Below are 17,765 nucleotides of genomic sequence, written 5' to 3' on the forward strand. Positions count from 1 at the left end.
GCGGATCTCATCGTAGAGCTGGGACTAATGAAGGTCTCAATAGACTCTGAATACATTAGCGCAAACCAACTCCTGTTATCTTGCTTTATTATTTGCAATAACGGGGCGTACCATACATTCTGTCCAACAATGAGTTTAGCCATTAGGTCTTAAATCGAAGAGATAAACAATCAGGTGTGAATGTGGCTGTGGGCTTCGGTTTCAAGGATGAAACCGCAGAGCGGCCAAGGATGGCTTCACAGCGTCCCGCAGAAGTATCCACACATAAGGCATGCTGCAAGCAATAAACAACCTTGAAGCTATGGTACCCTGCAAGCTAGTCAAACACTAAGCCATCCCAATGAACCAACCACAAAGAGACTTAAAACTTGTTATCAGACAAGTTAAATCAATAAATACTCCGGATTAGTATTTCCGCTAATACTTCCAGAATTGTGGATGGAAGAGCACTGCTACTGTCAGTATCTCTAAGCGTCCCAAAAGCATACCGATGGCGAGTGCCCATTTGGCCACATCTGGTAGCGTAGAGAAGTTTCCTGCCGGGCCAATAACGTCCCCAAGTCCTGGGCCTACGTTGGTGACAGCTGTGATCGCACCAGTAAAGCTGGTCATTGGATCCAGACCAGTTAATACCAGTATGATTGACAGCAATACGATGACGAACGCAAACAACAAGATAAAGGTCACCAGAGAGCGGACAATATCGTCGCTGATAATGCGGTTATTGTAGCGTTCTTTAAACACACCACTGGGGTGAAACTGCTGTTTTAACTGCTCTCGCATGATGGCACCGGCTATCTGGAAGCGGAAAATTTTAATCCCGCCTGAGGTCGAGCCTGAGCAGCTGCCAGCAAACATTAAGAAGAGGAAGGCGATATTGGCCAGTGCGCCCCAGGCTGTGTAGTCCGTGAGACCATAACCTGTGGTGGTAACCACTGACACCACATTAAAACTGGCGAGTCTAAGGGCATCGAGTGGACTCATCTCATGACCGAGCCAGAGCCAGAAGGCTAAGCTCATTGATACCATTGAGATAAACAGGATAAAACCTTTAACTTGTGCATCATTCCACACCCAGAGTGAGCGCTGCTGAATGCTGTTGACGAACATTAACAGCGGCAGTCCGCCAGCTGCCATAAATACCACGCCAACCCAGTGAGCTTGATTTGAGAATGCCGCCATGGAGCTGTCTGAGGTGGAGTAACCGCCAGTAGAGAGCGTGGTCATGGCGTGATTAATGGCTTGGAACCAGCTCATTCCCGACAGATGATAGGCAATCCCACACAGTACAGTGAGCAGGATGTAGATATAGAAAAGGTGTTTCGCCATATCTTGAGTTCTGGGGATCGCTTTATCGCTCCAATCTGAAGATTCGGTCCTAAACAGCCTCATACCACCGACATTGAGGAAGGGCAGTACTGCCACAGCCATCACGATAAAGCCAATTCCCCCCATCCACTGCAGTAGAGAGCGCCAGATCAGAATACTGTGATCCATTGAATCTAACCCAGATAGAACCGTTGAGCCTGTGGTGGTGATCCCTGACATGGTCTCGAAAAATGCATCGGTATAGTTGATGCCGTGATACAAGGTAAAGGGCATGGCGGCAAAGAAGCTGACGATCAGCCAAGTTAAGCTGGTTAGTAGAAACATATCTCGAATATTGAGGTGCAAGTTTCTACTTCGTCCCTGATGTATGCAGGCACTGGCACAGGTTCCAGTAAATAGGGAGGAGATCATAAATGCGCCCACAGTCTCTTCGCCATAGAAGAGGGCGAAGATAAGTGGGATAAACATAAAGACTGTCAGTGTTGACAGAAAAATGCCTAAAATAAATAGCAGAGGTCGAAGGTTTAGCATAGTGCTTAAATCCTTTGAAATCGTATGACTAGCGGTTAGCTGTGATGCAAACCTTAGAAGAAGAAAGCACTTGGTTGGAAGAGTTTCTCAACTTCACCAACAAACTTCTTATTCACCAGGAAGAGAATAACGTGATCTCCCTGCTCAATAATGGTGTTATCGTGGGCCATCAACACCTCATCGTCACGGACGATGGCACCGATAGTCGTGCTGGGCGGCAGTTTTATTTCGCCAATCTTCTTACCTACCACTTTAGACGTTTTAGCATCACCGTGTGCGATCGCTTCAATGGCTTCGGCTGCACCACGCCTTAGGGAGTAAACATTACAGATATCACCCTGTCTGATATGGGTCAGTAGTGCAGAGATAGTGGCTTGTTGTGGTGAGATAGCGATATCGATATTGGCTTCCTGAACGATATCCACATAGGCTTCACGCTGAATAAGTACCATGACTTTCTTAGCACCCATGCGTTTTGCCAGTAACGCTGCCATGATGTTGGCTTCATCGTCGTTGGTAACTGCGATAAAGACATCGGTTTGATCGATATGCTCCTCTATGAGTAGCTCTTGATCCGAAGCGTCACCACAGAAGACTGTCGTGTTTTCGAGCTTTTCAGATAGCTCTTCTGCGCGCTCCTGCTTATGTTCAATAAGCTTGACCGAGTGATTACGTTGCAACTGCTTAGCTAAGCCCAAACCTATGTTACCGCCACCGGCAATCATGATATTGCGGTAGGTGTTATCTAGCTTCTGCATCTCACTCATTACCGCGCGCACGTGACGGCTATCGGCGACAAAGAAAACTTCATCATCGGCTTCGATAATGGTGGTGCCCCTCGGCATAATTGAGCGGCCTTGTCTGAAGATTGCCGCTACCCGGGTATCAATATTGGGCATATGTTCTCGCAATGCGGCGAGAGCATTCCCCACTAAAGGACCACCATAATAGGCACGAACTGCCACTAAGCTTAGGCGGCCTTCGGCAAACTCTAGCACTTGCAGTGCACCTGGGTACTCAACCAGGCGGCGGATATAGGAGGTGACAAGCTGTTCGGGTGCGATCAACTCATCGATAATAAAACCACCACGGGGGCTGTTATCATTTTTCTTGGTTTCGCTATTAATAAATAGCTTATCGCGAAGGGCTAAATACTGCTCAGAACGGATCCGTGCGATTTTAGTCGGCGTACCAAATAGCGAGTAGGCGATCTGACAGGCTGCCATATTGCACTCATCGCTGTTGGTGACTGCGATCAACATATCGGCATCTTCAGCCCCAGCATCTTTTAAGGTGTTGGGGTGAGCGCCATGTCCGAATACCACCCGCAGATCATACTTATCCTGCAGTGAGCGTAATCTTCGTCTGTCGTTATCGACTATGGTGATGTCGTTATTTTCACCAACTAAGTTTTCAGCTAAGGTGCCACCGACTTGGCCAGCACCTAAAATGATAATCTTCATGGCCTTGCTTTATCCCTTTACTAGGCGTGCGTAATAGAATCCGTCCATATTCTCCGTGCCCGGAGTGATCTGCCAGCCTATGTCGTCAGGGGTTGGCTGCTGCGAGATAGCAATGAGCGTAGCATCATGCGTTCTTTCAAGGAAAGCACTAATCTGCTGTGCATTCTCTTGTGGAAGAATCGAGCAGGTTGCGTATAGCAGTGTGCCACCAGGTTTAAGCCACTTCCAGCAATGATCCAATATCTTGCTTTGAAGCTGGGCTAACTCTTCAATATCGGCCTGTTTTCTTAACCATTTGATATCTGGATGGCGACGAATGACACCTGTTGCTGAGCAGGGAGCATCGAGCAGAATACGGTCAAATTTATCACCTTGCCACCATGAATCGATATCGGCTGCATCGCCATGAACTAGCTTAGCGTTTAGTGAAAGGCGGTCCAAATTTTGCTGTACCCGCTCGAGTCGGTTAGCATCGAAGTCCACCGCCACTAACTCAGTGTCAGCGCGCTCAAGTAGGTGACAGGTTTTACCGCCAGGAGCCGCACAAGCATCGAGAATTAACTCGCCATCGGCAGGGGCCAATAGGGTGGCTGCCCATTGCGCTGCGCCGTCCTGAACTGAGGCCGCACCTTGTTCAAAACCTGGCAGTTGCATCACGTCTTTAGGGCTCTCAAGTAGGATAGCATCGCTACTTTGGCCCGCCGAAGCTGATATCTCAGCCTCTGCTAGCAGTGCTAGATATTCATCGCGAGTTTGAGAGCGAACATTGTTGCGTAACCACATTGGTGGACGCTGATGACTGTTTTCAATGACGGTTTGCCAACTGTCTGGGTAAGCCTGTTTGAGGCTTTTTATAATCCAAGCTGGAGTATTGTAGGTCAGCGTATCGTTGTCAGTCGGCAGTGGCTTCTCTTGACGCTGAATATTACGCAGCACTGCGTTGATCACTTTTACTAGGCCATCGAACTTAAGCTGGCGACACGCTTCCGCAGTTTCTGAGATCGCTGCATGGCTTGGAATTCGGGTAAAGTAGAGTTGATAGCAGCCAACCAGAAGCAGTTGATGCAAAATCCTCTGCTTTCCTTTAAGTGGTTTAGCCATGCAATCGCTGACCAGTTTGTCGAGTTGTGGCAGTTGACGCATCACCCCGTAACTTAGCTCAGCTAATAGGGCTTTATCTTTGCCGCTTTCGCAATGTTTCTGCTGTTCAGGCAGGGCAACAGAGAGGGAGATCCCTTTCTCCAATACCTGAAAAACGACCTTGGCCGCTAGCGCACGCAAATTCATATTACTCAGCCTCTTTTGTGCTGTTTAAAACTGTGCCAGGGGTAAACCACTCGCTACGGGAGTTAAGAATATCAGCAACACTCAGTGGTTTTTTACCCGGTAACTGCATATTAAGCAAGGTCAGTACACCGTCACCAGTGGCAATCTCTATGCCCTCTTTGCCTGCGGAGATAATCGTGCCTGCTGGAGCTTGTGACTTAGATTGGCTGACGTGGGCTTCTCTTACCTTGATGCTGGCATCTTGGTGAGAAAAGTGGCTAATAGGCCAAGGGTTAAAGGCTCTGATCTCACGCCAAAGTTGAGCTGCAGATTTGTTCCAATCCAGCTCCGCTTCCTCTTTACTTAGCTTCTCGGCATAGTTTGCTAGAGCTTCATCCTGCTTTTCAGCTGTGAGCTCACCTTTGGCGAGTCCCGCCAAGGCTTCGACCAGTGCTTCAGGTCCCTGTTCGGCTAGTTTTTCATATAGGCTGGCTGAAGTATCGCTATCTTCGATTGGCAACTGAGTCTTTAACAGCATATCACCAGTATCTAAGCCGATATCCATCTGCATTATGGTAACGCCGGTTTCTGTGTCACCAGACCAAAGCGCTCGTTGGATAGGGGCCGCGCCGCGCCAGCGTGGTAAGATTGAGCCGTGCACATTAATACAGCCAAGTTTTGGTGTATCAAGCACCACTTTAGGTAAGATCAACCCATAAGCTACAACAACCATGATGTCGGCATTTAAACTGGCCAGTTCCACTTGCGCTTGCTCATCCCTTAGGGAGATCGGCTGGTATACCGGGATCTCATTTTCCAGCGCCAACATTTTCACTGGGCTGGCCTGTAACTTTTTACCGCGTCCAGCAGGCTTATCTGCTCTGGAGTAGACGGCGATAACATTATGTTCAGAGTTGATAAGAGCTTGAAGGTGGCGAGCTGCAAAATCTGGTGTACCAGCAAAAATAACGTTTAATGGTTTCAAGAGCTCTCTATCCTTTCTTTTCTTGGCGGGCGGCTTTCTCAAGCTTCTGCTTGATTCGTTGACGCTTTAGTGGCGATAGGTAATCGACAAACAATTTACCTTTAAGGTGATCTAATTCGTGCTGTAAGCAGATCCCAAATAGACCATCTGCCTCTAAGGTAAACTCATTACCTTCGCGATCTAGTGCTTTGATGGTGACATGCTCGGCGCGCTCAACATTGGCGAAGATGCCTGGAACGGAGAGGCAGCCCTCCTCATTTTCGAAGTGACCGCTGCTAGCAACTATCTCCAAATTAATGAAGACTTTTGGTCTTTCCACTTCATCTTGAAGATCCATGACGATCAGCTGGTGATGGTAATCCACTTGTGTGGCTGCCAGCCCGATGCCTTTCTCTTCGTACATGGTTTCAAACATGTTATCGATCTGCGTTTGTAAGTCAGCATTAAACTCAGTTACTGGCTTGGCAATCGTGCGTAATTTCTCATCTGGAAAACGTAAAACTTTTAATAAACTCATACATAAACTCTTAACAAGTCTGTCAAATCTTTATCAGTTGGTTATACTGACTCTAGCTAATGCTTCAATTTTAATCCTTAGTGGCATTCAATAACAGCAAAAGCTCTATATATACGTAAACTAGTTCAAAGTGCTTTATATATCGTACTCGGTTCTGCTTTAGATATTAAAGAGCTATCAGCATGGAAAACCCCATGAAACGACTAATTTTATTCGCTTTAATGACATTTAGTTGCTCTATATTCGCAGATACCCTCACATTGAAGTCCGGTCATCCAGATTCCTATGTTGTTGTGAAGGGAGACACACTCTGGGATATCTCTGAACATTTTCTTAATGACCCTTGGCGCTGGCCTAAGTTATGGGGGGTTAATCCTCAAATTGCTAACCCTCACCTCATCTATCCAGGTGATCGGCTGACTTTGGTTTTCATTGATGGCGAACCTAGGTTAGTCGTCAAGCCGCATAAGCGTAAGAGCCCAGAAGGCAGAATTCATGCGAAGGGGGATGCAATACCAGCTATTGATCTTTCGTTAATTGGTCCCTATTTAATTCAAAATCGTGTTGTCGATGGCGATTGGTTCGATAAGCAGCCTATGGTGCTCGGAGGAGAGAGTGAATCGAAACATCATATCGTTGGCGATATTGTTTATGTACAACAAGTTCTGACCTTAGGTGATAAGTTTGGTGTTTACTCCGAAGGTCGTGAGTTTGTCAGTAAAGAGAGTGAAGTGCTTGGACAAGAGGTGGTTTTAACCGCCAGTGGACGTGTGGTTGAGTCTGGTCCTATCTCTAAGATTAAGTTACTGAGCAACTTTCGTGAAACTAAAGCGGGATACCGTATTTTACCTATCGAGAGTGATTCACTGCTCTCCGCTTACTTTATGCCTAAGGCTGCAACAGTGACAGAGCCTGGCTCAATACTCGCTTCTGAGAAGCACCTGAGAGAGATGGGTAAGCTGGATGTGGTCTATCTTGATAAAGGGATAGAGGATGGAGTTGAACCTGGTGATGTTTTCTCTATCTATCGAGATGGTATCGATGTGGTGATAAATGGTGATGGACAGCCTGTACTGCCTACAGAAAGAAGTAGTTATGAAGATCTGTTAAGTGGTGTTTCCTCCGATAATGCCATTAAGATGCCTGATATATTCCGTGGTCGATTGATGGTGTTTAAAGTTTTCGATAAGACTAGCCTTGGCCTTATCATGGCGAATAAGAAAACTGTTCGGGTCGATGATAAGTTGATCCAGCCAGATTCGATAAACCTACTAAAGAGTTTTGCTGATTAAGGTTAACTGAGAGGTTATCTATAAGCGACAGACTGGTCGATTGGCTAGTTGTTAATGCAGTACCCGGGCTTGGACCTGCTCGGATCCAACAGCTACTGAACTACATGGATGTAGAGGAACTTAGGCAGATGTTAGCGCATGAAAAGTCAGCGCTTCCTCTGCCGGAGAGTCTACTTGAGCGTGAGCTTGCCCCTAATCTTAATTTAGTCGAATCGGCCTTAGCGTGGCAGGAGTCTGCAGATAACCATGCTATTATCTGTTTCGATGACCCAAACTATCCTAGTTTTTTAAAGCAGATATCTGCGCCTCCCCCCATCTTGTTTATTAAAGGTGAACTGGATGCATTTTTTCCTCCAACACTGGCAATTGTAGGCAGTCGTGCAGCTTCAAGAGCGGGTTTACAGCTTGCTTACCGCTTTGGAAGTGAGTTGGGTGAGCTAGGGTTCGGAGTTTGTAGTGGAATGGCCGTAGGCGTTGATGGTTCAGCACATCAGGGTTGCCTCGACAGTGGTGGTAAAACGCTGGCAGTGTTGGGTACTGGAGTTGATGTCATCTACCCTAAGCGGCATCGAAAAATCTATGAGGATATTCAGGCTCATGGTGCCATTGTGAGTGAATTCTGGCCTGGCACTAAGCCCTTTTCGGGGAATTTTCCGAAACGAAATAGAATTATCAGCGGTCTATCTATAGGAACCTTAGTGGTCGAAGCCTGCAGGAAAAGTGGTTCATTGATAACCGCCAGATTGGCCCTAGAGCAGGGAAGAGAAGTTTTTGCTATTCCCGGCAGTGTCTTGGCAGAAAATAACCAAGGCTGCCATGATTTGATTAAAGATGGAGCCAAACTTGTTGAGAATGTGGCCGATATAATAGAAGAAGTATCAGCTTTATGTGATTTTCACCTTGAAGAATTGAAAAGCAGTCACCATATAGGGGAAGAGAACGCTTCTGATTTGCCATTTGCCTCACTGTTAGCTAGTGTTGGATATGAGACTACACCAATTGATGTTGTGGTTGAGCATAGTGGAAAGGCCATAGAGTTAGTATTAGAGCAAATGCTTGAACTTGAGTTGCAAGGTTGGGTCGCTGTAGTACCCGGTGGTTATGTAAGAATAAAGAGGAGCTAGCCATGTTTGATATCCTCATGTATCTGTTTGAAAACTATGTTCACAGTGAAGTTGAGTTCCTGGTGGATGAAGATGAGTTAACACAAGAGCTAACTCGTGCTGGCTTTCACCAGTCCGAAATTATCAAGGCTTTGTCTTGGCTTGAGAATTTAGCTGAGTTGCAGGAAGGGGATAAACCTTACTTATGCAACCATGCTCAACACTCCTTTAGGATCTACACTCAAGATGAGATGGATAAACTCGACGTCGAATGTCGTGGTTTCATTCTATTTCTTGAACAGATTGAGGTTCTAAATGTTGTGACGCGAGAGATGGTTATCGATCGTATTATGGAGTTAGATGAGAGCGCGTTAATTCTCGAAGATCTCAAGTGGGTTGTACTTATGGTGTTATTTAATGCCCCTGGTAACGAGTCAGCTTATGAGCAGATGGAAGATCTGATCTTCGAGCAACCTGATGGCAGACTTCATTCATAGTGAGCCCCAGTGATAGTGATAAAGCTAAAGAAAGGAGGCCTAAGCCTCCTTTTTTGCACATGGATGTGCTTATCCCTGAACGCAGGGACTGCGTAAGAAGGGATTTGTGTCTGGCGATAAATGTTCCATACATTTATTCGCATTTCCTCTATCCCTAGAGGTCAGAACACTTATACCAATTTACCATGGATGGATATAAATTGGCTTTGTACACGGGCTTTCTACTTATAAAGGTTATCCCTGAACGCAAGAGTGCAAGATGTTCCCTACATCTGTAGCACATCTCCACACACCCATGTTGGTCATTGCGTAAGAAGGGATTTGTTTTTGGCCGACTCTTTCTTCTGAGAATATGTTTCCAACACTTATAGGTACTTTTCTTCCTCTAAAAGTTATATTCGAAAGTTGCTTCTAGCCCTTCGGTTGGTTTGTTACTTCTCATTACTTTCTCTATCGGTGAATATGTCCATCTTTTCAAGTTGGAGATACTATCAGCTAAAAAAATTTCTTGGTGTGCACAGGATTTAACTTGGATATTTGTTGGTTTAGAGCCTGTTTTGGTGTTTTTTAGGTCAAAAGATAACTTGCAATAACTAGTAACTCCTTTCTTTATCGCAGCAATAGGGTACTCAGGCATTATCATGACTAGAGGTTTCAATGTTGGTTTTAGTTTGATGCTGGGAGCTACATTGATTTGGACATTATCAAAATTGTCTATGGTACTCCAAACAATTTGACCTGTGGGTGTTGCGATGGGGTTGATGGCGTACTTTCGTCCTTTTTGGGCGAAAAAAGATAAAGAACTAGAACCTTTTTCTGTTTTGATGTTATTGGTGCTTATTTTATAGTTGAAGTCTATTCTATAAGTTCCTTGCTTTAGCTTATTACTTTGCTCCTTATAGTCTTGTTTGTGTATATCCTTTATTGAATCTATTATTGTGATGTACTTCAATGATCCTTTTTCGTACTTACTGTCTGAAGTTATAGCAATACTTGCGATGTTTTGTTGAGGCTTCGCTCTAACATTGCTGACAGTCGTTGAGTTACAGGCAGTTAAAGCTGCTGTGACAAAAAGAAGTGTGATGAATCTTTTGGGTTTCATTTATCATTCCCTGAAAATAAGATTAAAGAAGTTTAGGCTTTATAGGCATATGTAAGTGGTTATAGTATATGGTCAAAGTACTTGCTGATCAGCAGCAAAACCACCTTAATGTAAAAAGGATAATAAGTCTTCTTTTACCTTCACGTTGATAAAGCATCATATTAGAAGTGAAGATGCTGTCCATCTTGAACTAAATGCTTCGGCTTTAAATACTCTCGATAGCTGTAACGGTTTAGTTTATTGATCTTAACCTTATTCTTATCTTGGTTATCATCAAATTGGTTAACTTGAGTGTTAAGCCAGTTGGAGAACTCTGGCTGATATTGAGTGAGTGACTGCAGCAGTTGTTCATAGCCCTCAAAGTAGTCGGTTTTCAGGAATTGACTTAGCTGAACAAAATCACTGTGGTGGTGCTCAGCGAGAAAGCGAACCGCCATATAGCTCCACTTATAGGTCCTGTCTTGGCCATCATCATATTCTGTGGCAAAAACCTCCTCAAGAGTCGGCGCTTTTTCTATATCACGTTTGATGACTTTTAGTGTGTTTGGGTTGGAATCACCTTTAGAGATATATTCCGCTAACCCTTCAGACCACCACACCATTTTAGATGGGAAGTGACCGAAGCCCCCATATTTTACAAAGTGGCCATCTAAGTAATGAACGTATTCATGATTTAAGTTCCAAATTGCAAACTCTGGTTGGATCCAAAACTGGCGATAGGCAAAGAAGGTGGCTTGATTACCGGGTTTAGAGGGAGTGCCTTCGATATACATACCGCCATTGTCGGTATTGATATCGAATAATAGCTGACCATAAGCGTTATATTGGCTCCAGTTTTTAAAGGCAACGACTCTAAGCGCAGTATTAAAGTCATTTGGTGTTTCTTGATGCCCTGTCTCAAGTATCTGGTGGAAGTTGGCTTCTTGTGAAGTTAACTTGGTGCAGCTACTTGCCAGCTCCTCTTGATCCAGATCTTGAGCTAAGATAAACAAGCTGTCGGAACAGGGGTGATTTATGGGTAAAATGTCGGTTAGTTCAGGGATGCGGCAGATATCGCTACTCTGTTCACAGCGCTCTTTTCCTGCAAAGGCATTAACATGAAATCCTAAGGTGTATGTGTCTTTGGCATCATCCCCTCTTATTGAGATATCTGCTTTGGCGATATCAGCAACTGCTTTATCTACTCTATCTTCTGCTAATGTGGGTTTATCCGTGTCGCTAGCTGGTAGGGCTAGGCGATAGAGGCCAAGTGCCCAGTATGCATTTGCCTTTGGCCAGTCGCTACCATCTCTGATGCTGGCATTTGAAGAGGCGAAGTTTAATAATGGTTTAGCCAGATCTAATGCCACAATTTGTTGATTTAACTCTCCGTCTGCATCCTTTCTTGCACTGTTAAATAACATTCCATAGGCCCTGAGTGTTTCCCAAAGTCCGTAGTCATTAGCTAAGCTAGCTTTGCTTTTACCCAGTGAGATCAGTTGGGTCTCAAGCGTGGGCAGAAGCTTTGCGAGTTGCTGCGCGTTGTTATTATCACTGTAGTAGCGATAAATCGTCACAGCAAAATGCTCCTGTAGGCGAGGGGAACGAGAAAAAAACTGTGTATTTGTGAGTTCAGATAGGCCAAGAGTAAGGGTTTCAATGTTGGAACTGTCGAGGAGCTCTATAGGGCCAAAATAGCTAAAAGCACGGAGGTAATAGAGGAGCTTATCTGCTTGCTGCTCATCGTTAACACTCGCTAATGCTAAACTTACCTGTATAAATATATCTTTAGTTAACAGTGAGCTATCTGCTTTAAATAGAGATTGCTCTTGAGCCTCCATGATCTTGTTTATCTGTGTGTTATCTAAACTAATCTTCGCAGTTGAGCTGCAGCCAGAGAGTGAGATAAGCGCAAGAGCAATAACAGATTGGCGAAACATAATAATCCTTAATGTTTTTGGATACAATATACCGATCTTTTGTCGATATAACTAGTGGTATTACCGCCATAGCTTGATAAAATATGAGCATATAAGGTAAGTGAGATAAGCATGTCTAAGATCGATCAACAGCTATTTAGCTCCCATGAACACGCTTTAGAGAAAGAGTACGAGCTCTGTCCTAAGTGCGGCAGTGAGCTCTCTGTGAAAAATAGCAAACATGGTGGTTTTATTGGCTGTAATAACTATCCCAATTGTGATTACACCAGACCGCTTGTTCAGCATGAGTCGATAGAGACTCAAGTGATTGAGGGCTCATCATGCCCTGAATGCGGTAATGAACTAGCTGTTAAATCTGGTCGATTTGGTATCTTTATCGGTTGTACTCACTACCCTGAATGCAGACATATTGAGAAGCATGATCAAGAGGAGGCGGGTAGCGAGATCCCCTGCCCACTATGCAAGAAGGGTCATGTAGAGCATAGAACAAGCCGTTTCGGTAAAACATTTTATGCCTGTAGCGGTTACCCTAAGTGTAAATTTCTTGTCAATTATCACCCCGTCAATGAAGCTTGTCCTGAATGCGGCTTTGGTATTTTAGTTGAACGTAAAGGTGCTGCTGGTGGACGCCTTGAGTGTCCGCAAAAACAGTGTAAGTACAAGCGACCCATATAGATTTGTAGTAACCCGTAATTCGCTCTTTGGCATCGTCCATGAAGAGTCGTTTATTGATTATTGAAGGTTTTAATATGTTAGAGCAGGCTCCTGCTGAAGTTAAACAGGTGATAGAGAGTGGTGGGGTGGTTGCGTACCCGACAGAGGCGGTTTATGGCTTAGGTTGCGATCCCGATAATGATGCTGCTATCACTAAGTTGTTGGCAATAAAAAAGCGGCCTTGGGAGAAGGGGTTGATATTGGTTGCGAGCGATTATCAGCAACTGCTTCCCTATATCGATGATTCGCAACTGACCGAAGAACAGCGTGAGAGGGTGTTCAGTAAATGGCCCGGCCCGTTCACCTTTATTGTGCCGATTAAACCTGGCATCTCTAATTTGTTGTGTGGCAGTTTTAATTCACTTGCTGTAAGAGTTTCAGCCCACCCGACAATTCAAGCGATATGTAAGCAGCTTGGGAAACCATTAGTCTCTACCAGTGCCAACCATTCAGGTGAAGATCCTGCAATGAGTCATGAAGAGATCCTTGCCAAGTTTGAAGGGGAGATAGACGCTATAGTGGCAGGTAGCTTAGGGGAACAAAGAAAGCCTTCTACTATCATAGATGCCATCAGCGGCAAGATATTACGTTAGTAAATAATAATTAAAAAGGGAAATAGCATGTCTGTACCAGACGTAAATGTAGTTAAAGCGTTTTTGCTCGATCTTCAACAGCGGATCTGTGATGGATTGGAGCAGCTTGATGGTGAAGCCAAGTTCAAAGCTGACTCGTGGAAGCGAGAAGAGGGTGGTGGTGGAACTAGTCGGGTATTAACTCAAGGTAAAGTGTTTGAACAGGCTGGTGTTAACTTCTCTCACGTTACTGGTGCGGCTATGCCCGCTTCTGCAACTGCTCATCGTCCCGAGCTCGCAGGGCGTAGTTTTGAGGCCATGGGCGTCTCACTCGTTATCCATCCAAATAATCCCTATATTCCAACTACTCATGCTAACGTCCGCTTTTTTATTGCGAAAAAAGAGGGAGCTGATCCTGTGTGGTGGTTTGGTGGTGGTTTCGATTTAACGCCTTACTATCCATTTAAAGAGGATGTGATTGAGTGGCATCAAAATGCTTATGATCTTTGTCTTCCTTTTGGCGAAGAGGTATACCCTAAATATAAGAAGTGGTGTGATGACTACTTCTACCTACCTCATAGGGATGAGACTCGCGGTGTGGGTGGGTTATTCTTTGATGATCTCAATGCCGAAGGCTTCGACACTAGCTTCGACTTTATGCAAGCTGTAGGTAATGGCTTCTTAACCGCGTATGCGCCTATTGTTCTGCGCCGCAAAGAGACACAATATGGGGAGAGGGAGCGTGAATTCCAGCTCTACCGTCGTGGTCGTTATGTTGAGTTTAATCTGGTGTACGACAGGGGCACTCTATTTGGGTTACAGACTGGCGGGCGTACTGAGTCGATTCTAATGTCGATGCCACCTTTAGTCCGTTGGGAGTATATGTACACACCGGAAGAGAACTCAGCAGAATCATTACTCTATTCTGACTATCTGACTCCAAAAGATTGGTTGTCGTTGAATAAATAGCTATAGCAGATTTTGTCATAGACATAGAAGCCCTACCTCAATTCTACTGTCTATGACCTATCTTTGTGTGAGATTACTAATCAAATAGCCATATTTTATGATTATTGGTTACGCATATGGTCAGCGAGAGTGCTGATTGCTTGGTAGATTGCGGCTTGATGTTCAGGATGACTAATCTCTATCTCAATGGCCTGCTTCATGCAAAATAACCACTGGTCTCGCATCTCTTCATCTATTTCAAACGGCATATGACGTGCCCTTAATGCTGGATGACCGTATTTTTTTTCGAACAATCCTGGCCCGCCTAACCAGCCGCTAAGAAATTCAAATAGCTTCTGCTCAGACTCTGTTATTGGTGCTGTATGGATAGAAAGCAGTTCAATGGCTCGACCTTGTTGCTGCATCTGCAGATAAAACTGGTGTGCTAAGGCGCGTATTACAGGTTCGCCGCCAATCAGATCATAAGCATTAGATTGTTGTGGATCTCTGGCACTATCCTCGCTCTGAGGTGATCTGGGGCTATTTTGAAAGATTTTCTTAATCCAATTCATAATGACTTTTTGATAAGAGCTTAAGTTTGCCGTGATTATACCCAAGCTACTTGGAAATGCAGGATTCAGTGGGAATTTAATGCTCTTTAGGCAAGGCATTGTTTGTAGTTAATGGTTGTTCCCTTGGCAAAATCAATAACGCAGAATAAAGCGCATTAAAACCCATCAACGAAGGCTTTGTGCAAGCCCACTTCGTTGTTGCATTGGCTTAAAAGGGAGTCACCATTTCTATGCCAATGCGTCTAGAATTGATCTCGCACAACGCCTCTGAAACGAGCATTCCCAGGTAGTTTGGGTATACATCTGTTCAAAATAGGAGAGTAATATGAAGAGTTAGTCATTGCCCCGAGAGTCAGTCTGGGTAGAATGATAGCTCCTTTGTATGCCCGTTAGAGACAGAGAAGAGTCATGACCGATAGATATGCCGTTTTTGGAAATCCTATATCCCACAGTAAATCGCCTCTGATCCATGGGATTTTTGCCAATGAAACTCAACAAGTGTTGGAGTATGAGGCGATACTCGCGCCCAAAGATGACTTCGAGAGCTGTTTGAAACTGTTCTGGTTTGAAAACGGCAAAGGCGCAAACGTTACCGTCCCCTTCAAAGAGCAAGCTTTTAATCTCTGTGATGAACTGAGTGAAGAGGCCAAGTTAGCTGGCTCCGTCAATACGTTAACCCTTCTCACTAATGGTAAAGTGCGTGGAGATAACACAGATGGTCTAGGTTTGGTTGCCGATCTGATAAGGAATATCTCAAGTCTAGAGGGGAAGCGAGTGTTACTTCTTGGCGCTGGTGGTGCGGCAAGAGGCTCGGTACTTCCTCTATTAAAAGCGGGGTTAAAGGTCTGTATACATAACAGAACCCAGGAGAAAGCAGAGAAGTTAGTAGAGATCTTTACTCCTTTTGGTGATGTTAAAGCTCTATCTATTGCAGAACTTATTGGGCCATTTGATATTATTATCAATTCCACATCCTCAAGTTTAAGTGGTGATATACCTGCAATACCAAGTTGTGTGATTGGTGCAGATACCCTCTGTTACGACATGATGTACAGCAAGGAGTTGACCTCATTTAATAGTTGGGCTCTGGATCTAGGAGCCATCAAAGCAATAGACGGTTTAGGTATGCTTGTTGGTCAAGCTGCAAAGAGTTTTGAGTTGTGGCGAGGAGTGACACCTGAGGTCGATACGACAATTAAACTGTTAAGAGAGAAGATTGAGAGCGAATGAATCAGAGTATTTTATTTCCGGATTTGCAGGAGTGGAACGAAGAGCTACAGGAGATCCATTTTCCGGCTCAAGTACAAGGAGTTAATATTGAATGTAGGATCTCTCTTGCACGTTTAGTTCAACTTGAGGGGAGAGAGATTCAGACTCAACAAGAGGCGCTTAACGTATTTGATGCTTATCGTTTCGATATTGAGGATGAAGTTGAGATGCTCATCGAACAAGAGGAGTTTGATGAGCAAGGTAGAGTTGTACTTATATAGGTGCTATTTGCTAGCGTGTTTAAACGCTTTCTTGTAAATACTCGTTTTTCAATCTGACATAGTTTTCTGCCGACTCAGGTAGGAACTTGAGTTCAGCTTCAGTCAAGGGGCGGATCTGTTTAGCTGGGCTGCCAACGTAGAGAAACCCGCTCTTTAACACCTTATTTGGTGGAACGAGCGATCCTGCGCCTAAGATCACATCATCTTCCACTGTCGCGCCATCTAATATGATGGCTCCCATTCCAATTAAAATACGATTACCAAGGGTGCAACCATGTAGCATCGCCTTATGACCAACAGTGACATCATCGCCAATCAGAAGTGGGTGACCATTGGGATTGGAGGCTGACTTGCGGGTGACATGAAGAATTGTGCCATCTTGTACATTGGTTCGTTTGCCTATCTTCATATGGTTGACATCACCTCGCGCGGCAACCAGAGGCCAAATACTCGAATCGTCATCAAGATCAATGTCTCCTACGAGCACACAAGCCTCATCGATATAAACATCTTGATGAAGAGTAGGAGTAACTCCCTTATAAGATCTGAGTGAGCTAGACATGAATGAGTCCTTAAAATGGTAATTTGAGCATTATGATACCAGTTCATATAGATATGTGTTTAGTTCAAAGCTTCTCATAACTTTCAAATTTAGGGACATTTAGGCAGAAATGTTTGTTCCCTTACTAGGTTTGTGTATGAAAAATGATTGAAAAGGATGTTTTATCAGCAAACAGTATGAGAATGGATATTTTCTTAATAAAAGCCCTTGCACAGTTGCGAGTAATCCCTATAATGCGCATCCACTGACACGGCACAGCAGGCCAACTAGGCTAATTCTTAAAGCTTATAAAGAGTTGAAAGAGTAGATAGCACGGGACTTGCAGCAGTGTTAGAGAACCAAAACTTCTCGGAGATTTGATTCAGGTGACAAACGCTTTAGAAGCTTTATTAGATGGTTGTTGACACGAGAGTGAACAAAGAATCATCGTTTGAAAAACTTCTTCAAATAAGCGCTTGACGCCAACCACGGAGGGTGTAGAATACGCCTCCCTAGCCAAGGCGAATGTCTTGGGAAGTTAGTAAGAAACCAGCGACCAAGCGTCAACGGCCACACAGTAGTGTGATGCTCTTTAACAATTCAAAACAAGAAATCTGTGTGGACACTCACAGGTCTTGAGTTATTCGAAATTGCTTTCTTGTCCTTCGGGATGTAAGCAATCAAAAATTTTCTCAATGAATCACTGAGTGACCATAGCAATATGTAAACTATGAATCGCAAGATTCATAAAACAGTATAATTCATTGAGCCGTTCTTCATTCTTAATCGAATGAGAGCACAAAACTTTAATTGAAGAGTTTGATCATGGCTCAGATTGAACGCTGGCGGCAGGCCTAACACATGCAAGTCGAGCGGAAACAGGAGAGTAGCTTGCTACTTTCGCTGTCGAGCGGCGGACGGGTG

At 44.5% G+C, this 17,765-nt stretch carries 17 protein-coding genes and 1 rRNA gene; 9 read left to right on the top strand and 9 right to left on the bottom strand.

The annotated features are described in order from the left end of the window. Positions 1-417 precede the first annotated feature (417 nt). From K0625_RS23990 to def, 5 genes are read right to left on the bottom strand one after another with little or no spacing between them, the layout of a single operon-like run. Positions 418-1,860, bottom strand: a complete 1,443-nt coding sequence (locus K0625_RS23990; RefSeq protein WP_220111878.1) for a TrkH family potassium uptake protein — start codon at positions 1,858-1,860, stop codon at positions 418-420. A 53-nt stretch (positions 1,861-1,913) separates the two neighbouring features. After that, a complete protein-coding gene (trkA, locus tag K0625_RS23995) occupies positions 1,914-3,323 on the bottom strand; it encodes a Trk system potassium transporter TrkA (protein ID WP_012322685.1) in 1,410 nt (469 codons plus the stop codon). 9 nt (positions 3,324-3,332) lie between these two features. Then, complete coding sequence (gene rsmB, locus K0625_RS24000) at positions 3,333-4,610, bottom strand: 16S rRNA (cytosine(967)-C(5))-methyltransferase RsmB (RefSeq protein WP_220111879.1); 1,278 nt, start codon at positions 4,608-4,610, stop codon at positions 3,333-3,335. 1 nt (position 4,611) lies between these two features. After that, the gene (fmt, locus tag K0625_RS24005; RefSeq protein WP_220111880.1) at positions 4,612-5,574 is read right to left on the bottom strand and encodes a methionyl-tRNA formyltransferase; all 963 of its coding nucleotides are present in this window, start codon (positions 5,572-5,574) and stop codon (positions 4,612-4,614) included. Positions 5,575-5,581: 7 nt separating this feature from the next. Then, entirely contained in the window at positions 5,582-6,091 is a 510-nt protein-coding gene (def, locus tag K0625_RS24010; RefSeq protein ID WP_012322688.1) for a peptide deformylase, read from the bottom strand. Between the two features lie 182 nt (positions 6,092-6,273). Between def and K0625_RS24015 the strand changes: the two genes are divergently transcribed. The 3 genes from K0625_RS24015 (at position 6,274) to K0625_RS24025 (ending at position 8,983) form a co-directional block, all read left to right on the top strand. Continuing rightward, positions 6,274-7,383 carry a LysM peptidoglycan-binding domain-containing protein gene (locus K0625_RS24015; RefSeq protein WP_220111881.1) on the top strand — a complete coding sequence of 370 codons (1,110 nt, stop codon included), beginning with the start codon at positions 6,274-6,276 and terminating at the stop codon, positions 7,381-7,383. Between the two features lie 128 nt (positions 7,384-7,511). After that, on the top strand, positions 7,512-8,507 hold the full coding sequence (gene dprA, locus K0625_RS24020) for a DNA-processing protein DprA (protein ID WP_500142636.1): 996 nt from the start codon (positions 7,512-7,514) through the stop codon (positions 8,505-8,507). A 2-nt stretch (positions 8,508-8,509) separates the two neighbouring features. Then, positions 8,510-8,983 carry a DUF494 family protein gene (locus K0625_RS24025; RefSeq protein WP_012322691.1) on the top strand — a complete coding sequence of 158 codons (474 nt, stop codon included), beginning with the start codon at positions 8,510-8,512 and terminating at the stop codon, positions 8,981-8,983. Between the two features lie 385 nt (positions 8,984-9,368). Here K0625_RS24025 and K0625_RS24030 read toward each other — a convergent pair whose 3' ends face one another. Together K0625_RS24030 and K0625_RS24035 are read right to left on the bottom strand one after the other, a co-directional pair. After that, positions 9,369-10,085, bottom strand: a complete 717-nt coding sequence (locus K0625_RS24030) for an energy transducer TonB (protein WP_220111883.1) — start codon at positions 10,083-10,085, stop codon at positions 9,369-9,371. Positions 10,086-10,246: 161 nt separating this feature from the next. Further along, positions 10,247-12,004, bottom strand: a complete 1,758-nt coding sequence (locus K0625_RS24035) for a collagenase (protein WP_220111884.1) — start codon at positions 12,002-12,004, stop codon at positions 10,247-10,249. A gap of 111 nt (positions 12,005-12,115) precedes the next feature. Between K0625_RS24035 and K0625_RS24040 the strand changes: the two genes are divergently transcribed. From K0625_RS24040 to hemF, 3 genes are all read left to right on the top strand, one after another. Next, a complete protein-coding gene (locus tag K0625_RS24040; protein WP_220111885.1) occupies positions 12,116-12,679 on the top strand; it encodes a DNA topoisomerase family protein in 564 nt (187 codons plus the stop codon). 74 nt (positions 12,680-12,753) lie between these two features. Further along, entirely contained in the window at positions 12,754-13,311 is a 558-nt protein-coding gene (tsaC, locus tag K0625_RS24045) for an L-threonylcarbamoyladenylate synthase type 1 TsaC (protein WP_220111891.1), read from the top strand. 27 nt (positions 13,312-13,338) lie between these two features. Next, positions 13,339-14,259, top strand: coding sequence for an oxygen-dependent coproporphyrinogen oxidase (hemF, locus tag K0625_RS24050; protein ID WP_220111886.1), 921 nt, complete (start codon positions 13,339-13,341; stop codon positions 14,257-14,259). Between the two features lie 101 nt (positions 14,260-14,360). On the opposite strand, the gene K0625_RS24055 is transcribed toward hemF, so the two are convergent. Then, positions 14,361-14,810 carry a group II truncated hemoglobin gene (locus K0625_RS24055; protein ID WP_220111887.1) on the bottom strand — a complete coding sequence of 150 codons (450 nt, stop codon included), beginning with the start codon at positions 14,808-14,810 and terminating at the stop codon, positions 14,361-14,363. Between the two features lie 408 nt (positions 14,811-15,218). Here K0625_RS24055 and aroE point away from each other — a divergent pair, with 408 nt between their 5' ends. Next, positions 15,219-16,040: a shikimate dehydrogenase gene (gene aroE, locus K0625_RS24060; RefSeq protein WP_220111888.1), complete on the top strand. Its 822-nt coding sequence runs from the start codon at positions 15,219-15,221 to the stop codon at positions 16,038-16,040. After that, the gene (locus K0625_RS24065; protein WP_220111889.1) at positions 16,037-16,300 is read left to right on the top strand and encodes a DUF1488 family protein; all 264 of its coding nucleotides are present in this window, start codon (positions 16,037-16,039) and stop codon (positions 16,298-16,300) included. Before aroE ends, K0625_RS24065 begins: the two co-directional genes overlap by 4 nt. A gap of 19 nt (positions 16,301-16,319) precedes the next feature. Here K0625_RS24065 and K0625_RS24070 read toward each other — a convergent pair whose 3' ends face one another. Beyond that, a complete protein-coding gene (locus K0625_RS24070) occupies positions 16,320-16,862 on the bottom strand; it encodes a gamma carbonic anhydrase family protein (protein WP_220111890.1) in 543 nt (180 codons plus the stop codon). Positions 16,863-17,648: 786 nt separating this feature from the next. Between K0625_RS24070 and K0625_RS24075 the strand changes: the two genes are divergently transcribed. Beyond that, a 16S ribosomal RNA gene (locus tag K0625_RS24075) occupies positions 17,649-17,765 on the top strand; the annotation flags it as partial.

The sequence above is a fragment of the Shewanella nanhaiensis genome (assembly GCF_019457885.1).
Taxonomy (GTDB): Bacteria; Pseudomonadota; Gammaproteobacteria; order Enterobacterales; family Shewanellaceae; genus Shewanella; species Shewanella nanhaiensis.

Bases quoted from the DNA above. Each gene is read 5' to 3' on its own strand.
- K0625_RS23990 (WP_220111878.1), bottom strand. From the start codon at position 1,860: ATGCTAAACCTTCGACCTCTGCTATTTATTTTAGGCATTTTTCTGTCA.
- trkA (WP_012322685.1), bottom strand. From the start codon at position 3,323: ATGAAGATTATCATTTTAGGTGCTGGCCAAGTCGGTGGCACCTTAGCT.
- rsmB (WP_220111879.1), bottom strand. From the start codon at position 4,610: ATGAATTTGCGTGCGCTAGCGGCCAAGGTCGTTTTTCAGGTATTGGAG.
- def (WP_012322688.1), bottom strand. From the start codon at position 6,091: ATGAGTTTATTAAAAGTTTTACGTTTTCCAGATGAGAAATTACGCACG.
- K0625_RS24015 (WP_220111881.1), top strand. From the start codon at position 6,274: ATGGAAAACCCCATGAAACGACTAATTTTATTCGCTTTAATGACATTT.
- dprA (WP_500142636.1), top strand. From the start codon at position 7,512: ATGTTAGCGCATGAAAAGTCAGCGCTTCCTCTGCCGGAGAGTCTACTT.
- K0625_RS24025 (WP_012322691.1), top strand. From the start codon at position 8,510: ATGTTTGATATCCTCATGTATCTGTTTGAAAACTATGTTCACAGTGAA.
- K0625_RS24030 (WP_220111883.1), bottom strand. From the start codon at position 10,085: ATGAAACCCAAAAGATTCATCACACTTCTTTTTGTCACAGCAGCTTTA.
- K0625_RS24035 (WP_220111884.1), bottom strand. From the start codon at position 12,004: ATGTTTCGCCAATCTGTTATTGCTCTTGCGCTTATCTCACTCTCTGGC.
- K0625_RS24040 (WP_220111885.1), top strand. From the start codon at position 12,116: ATGTCTAAGATCGATCAACAGCTATTTAGCTCCCATGAACACGCTTTA.
- tsaC (WP_220111891.1), top strand. From the start codon at position 12,754: ATGTTAGAGCAGGCTCCTGCTGAAGTTAAACAGGTGATAGAGAGTGGT.
- hemF (WP_220111886.1), top strand. From the start codon at position 13,339: ATGTCTGTACCAGACGTAAATGTAGTTAAAGCGTTTTTGCTCGATCTT.
- K0625_RS24055 (WP_220111887.1), bottom strand. From the start codon at position 14,810: ATGAATTGGATTAAGAAAATCTTTCAAAATAGCCCCAGATCACCTCAG.
- aroE (WP_220111888.1), top strand. From the start codon at position 15,219: ATGACCGATAGATATGCCGTTTTTGGAAATCCTATATCCCACAGTAAA.
- K0625_RS24065 (WP_220111889.1), top strand. From the start codon at position 16,037: ATGAATCAGAGTATTTTATTTCCGGATTTGCAGGAGTGGAACGAAGAG.
- K0625_RS24070 (WP_220111890.1), bottom strand. From the start codon at position 16,862: ATGTCTAGCTCACTCAGATCTTATAAGGGAGTTACTCCTACTCTTCAT.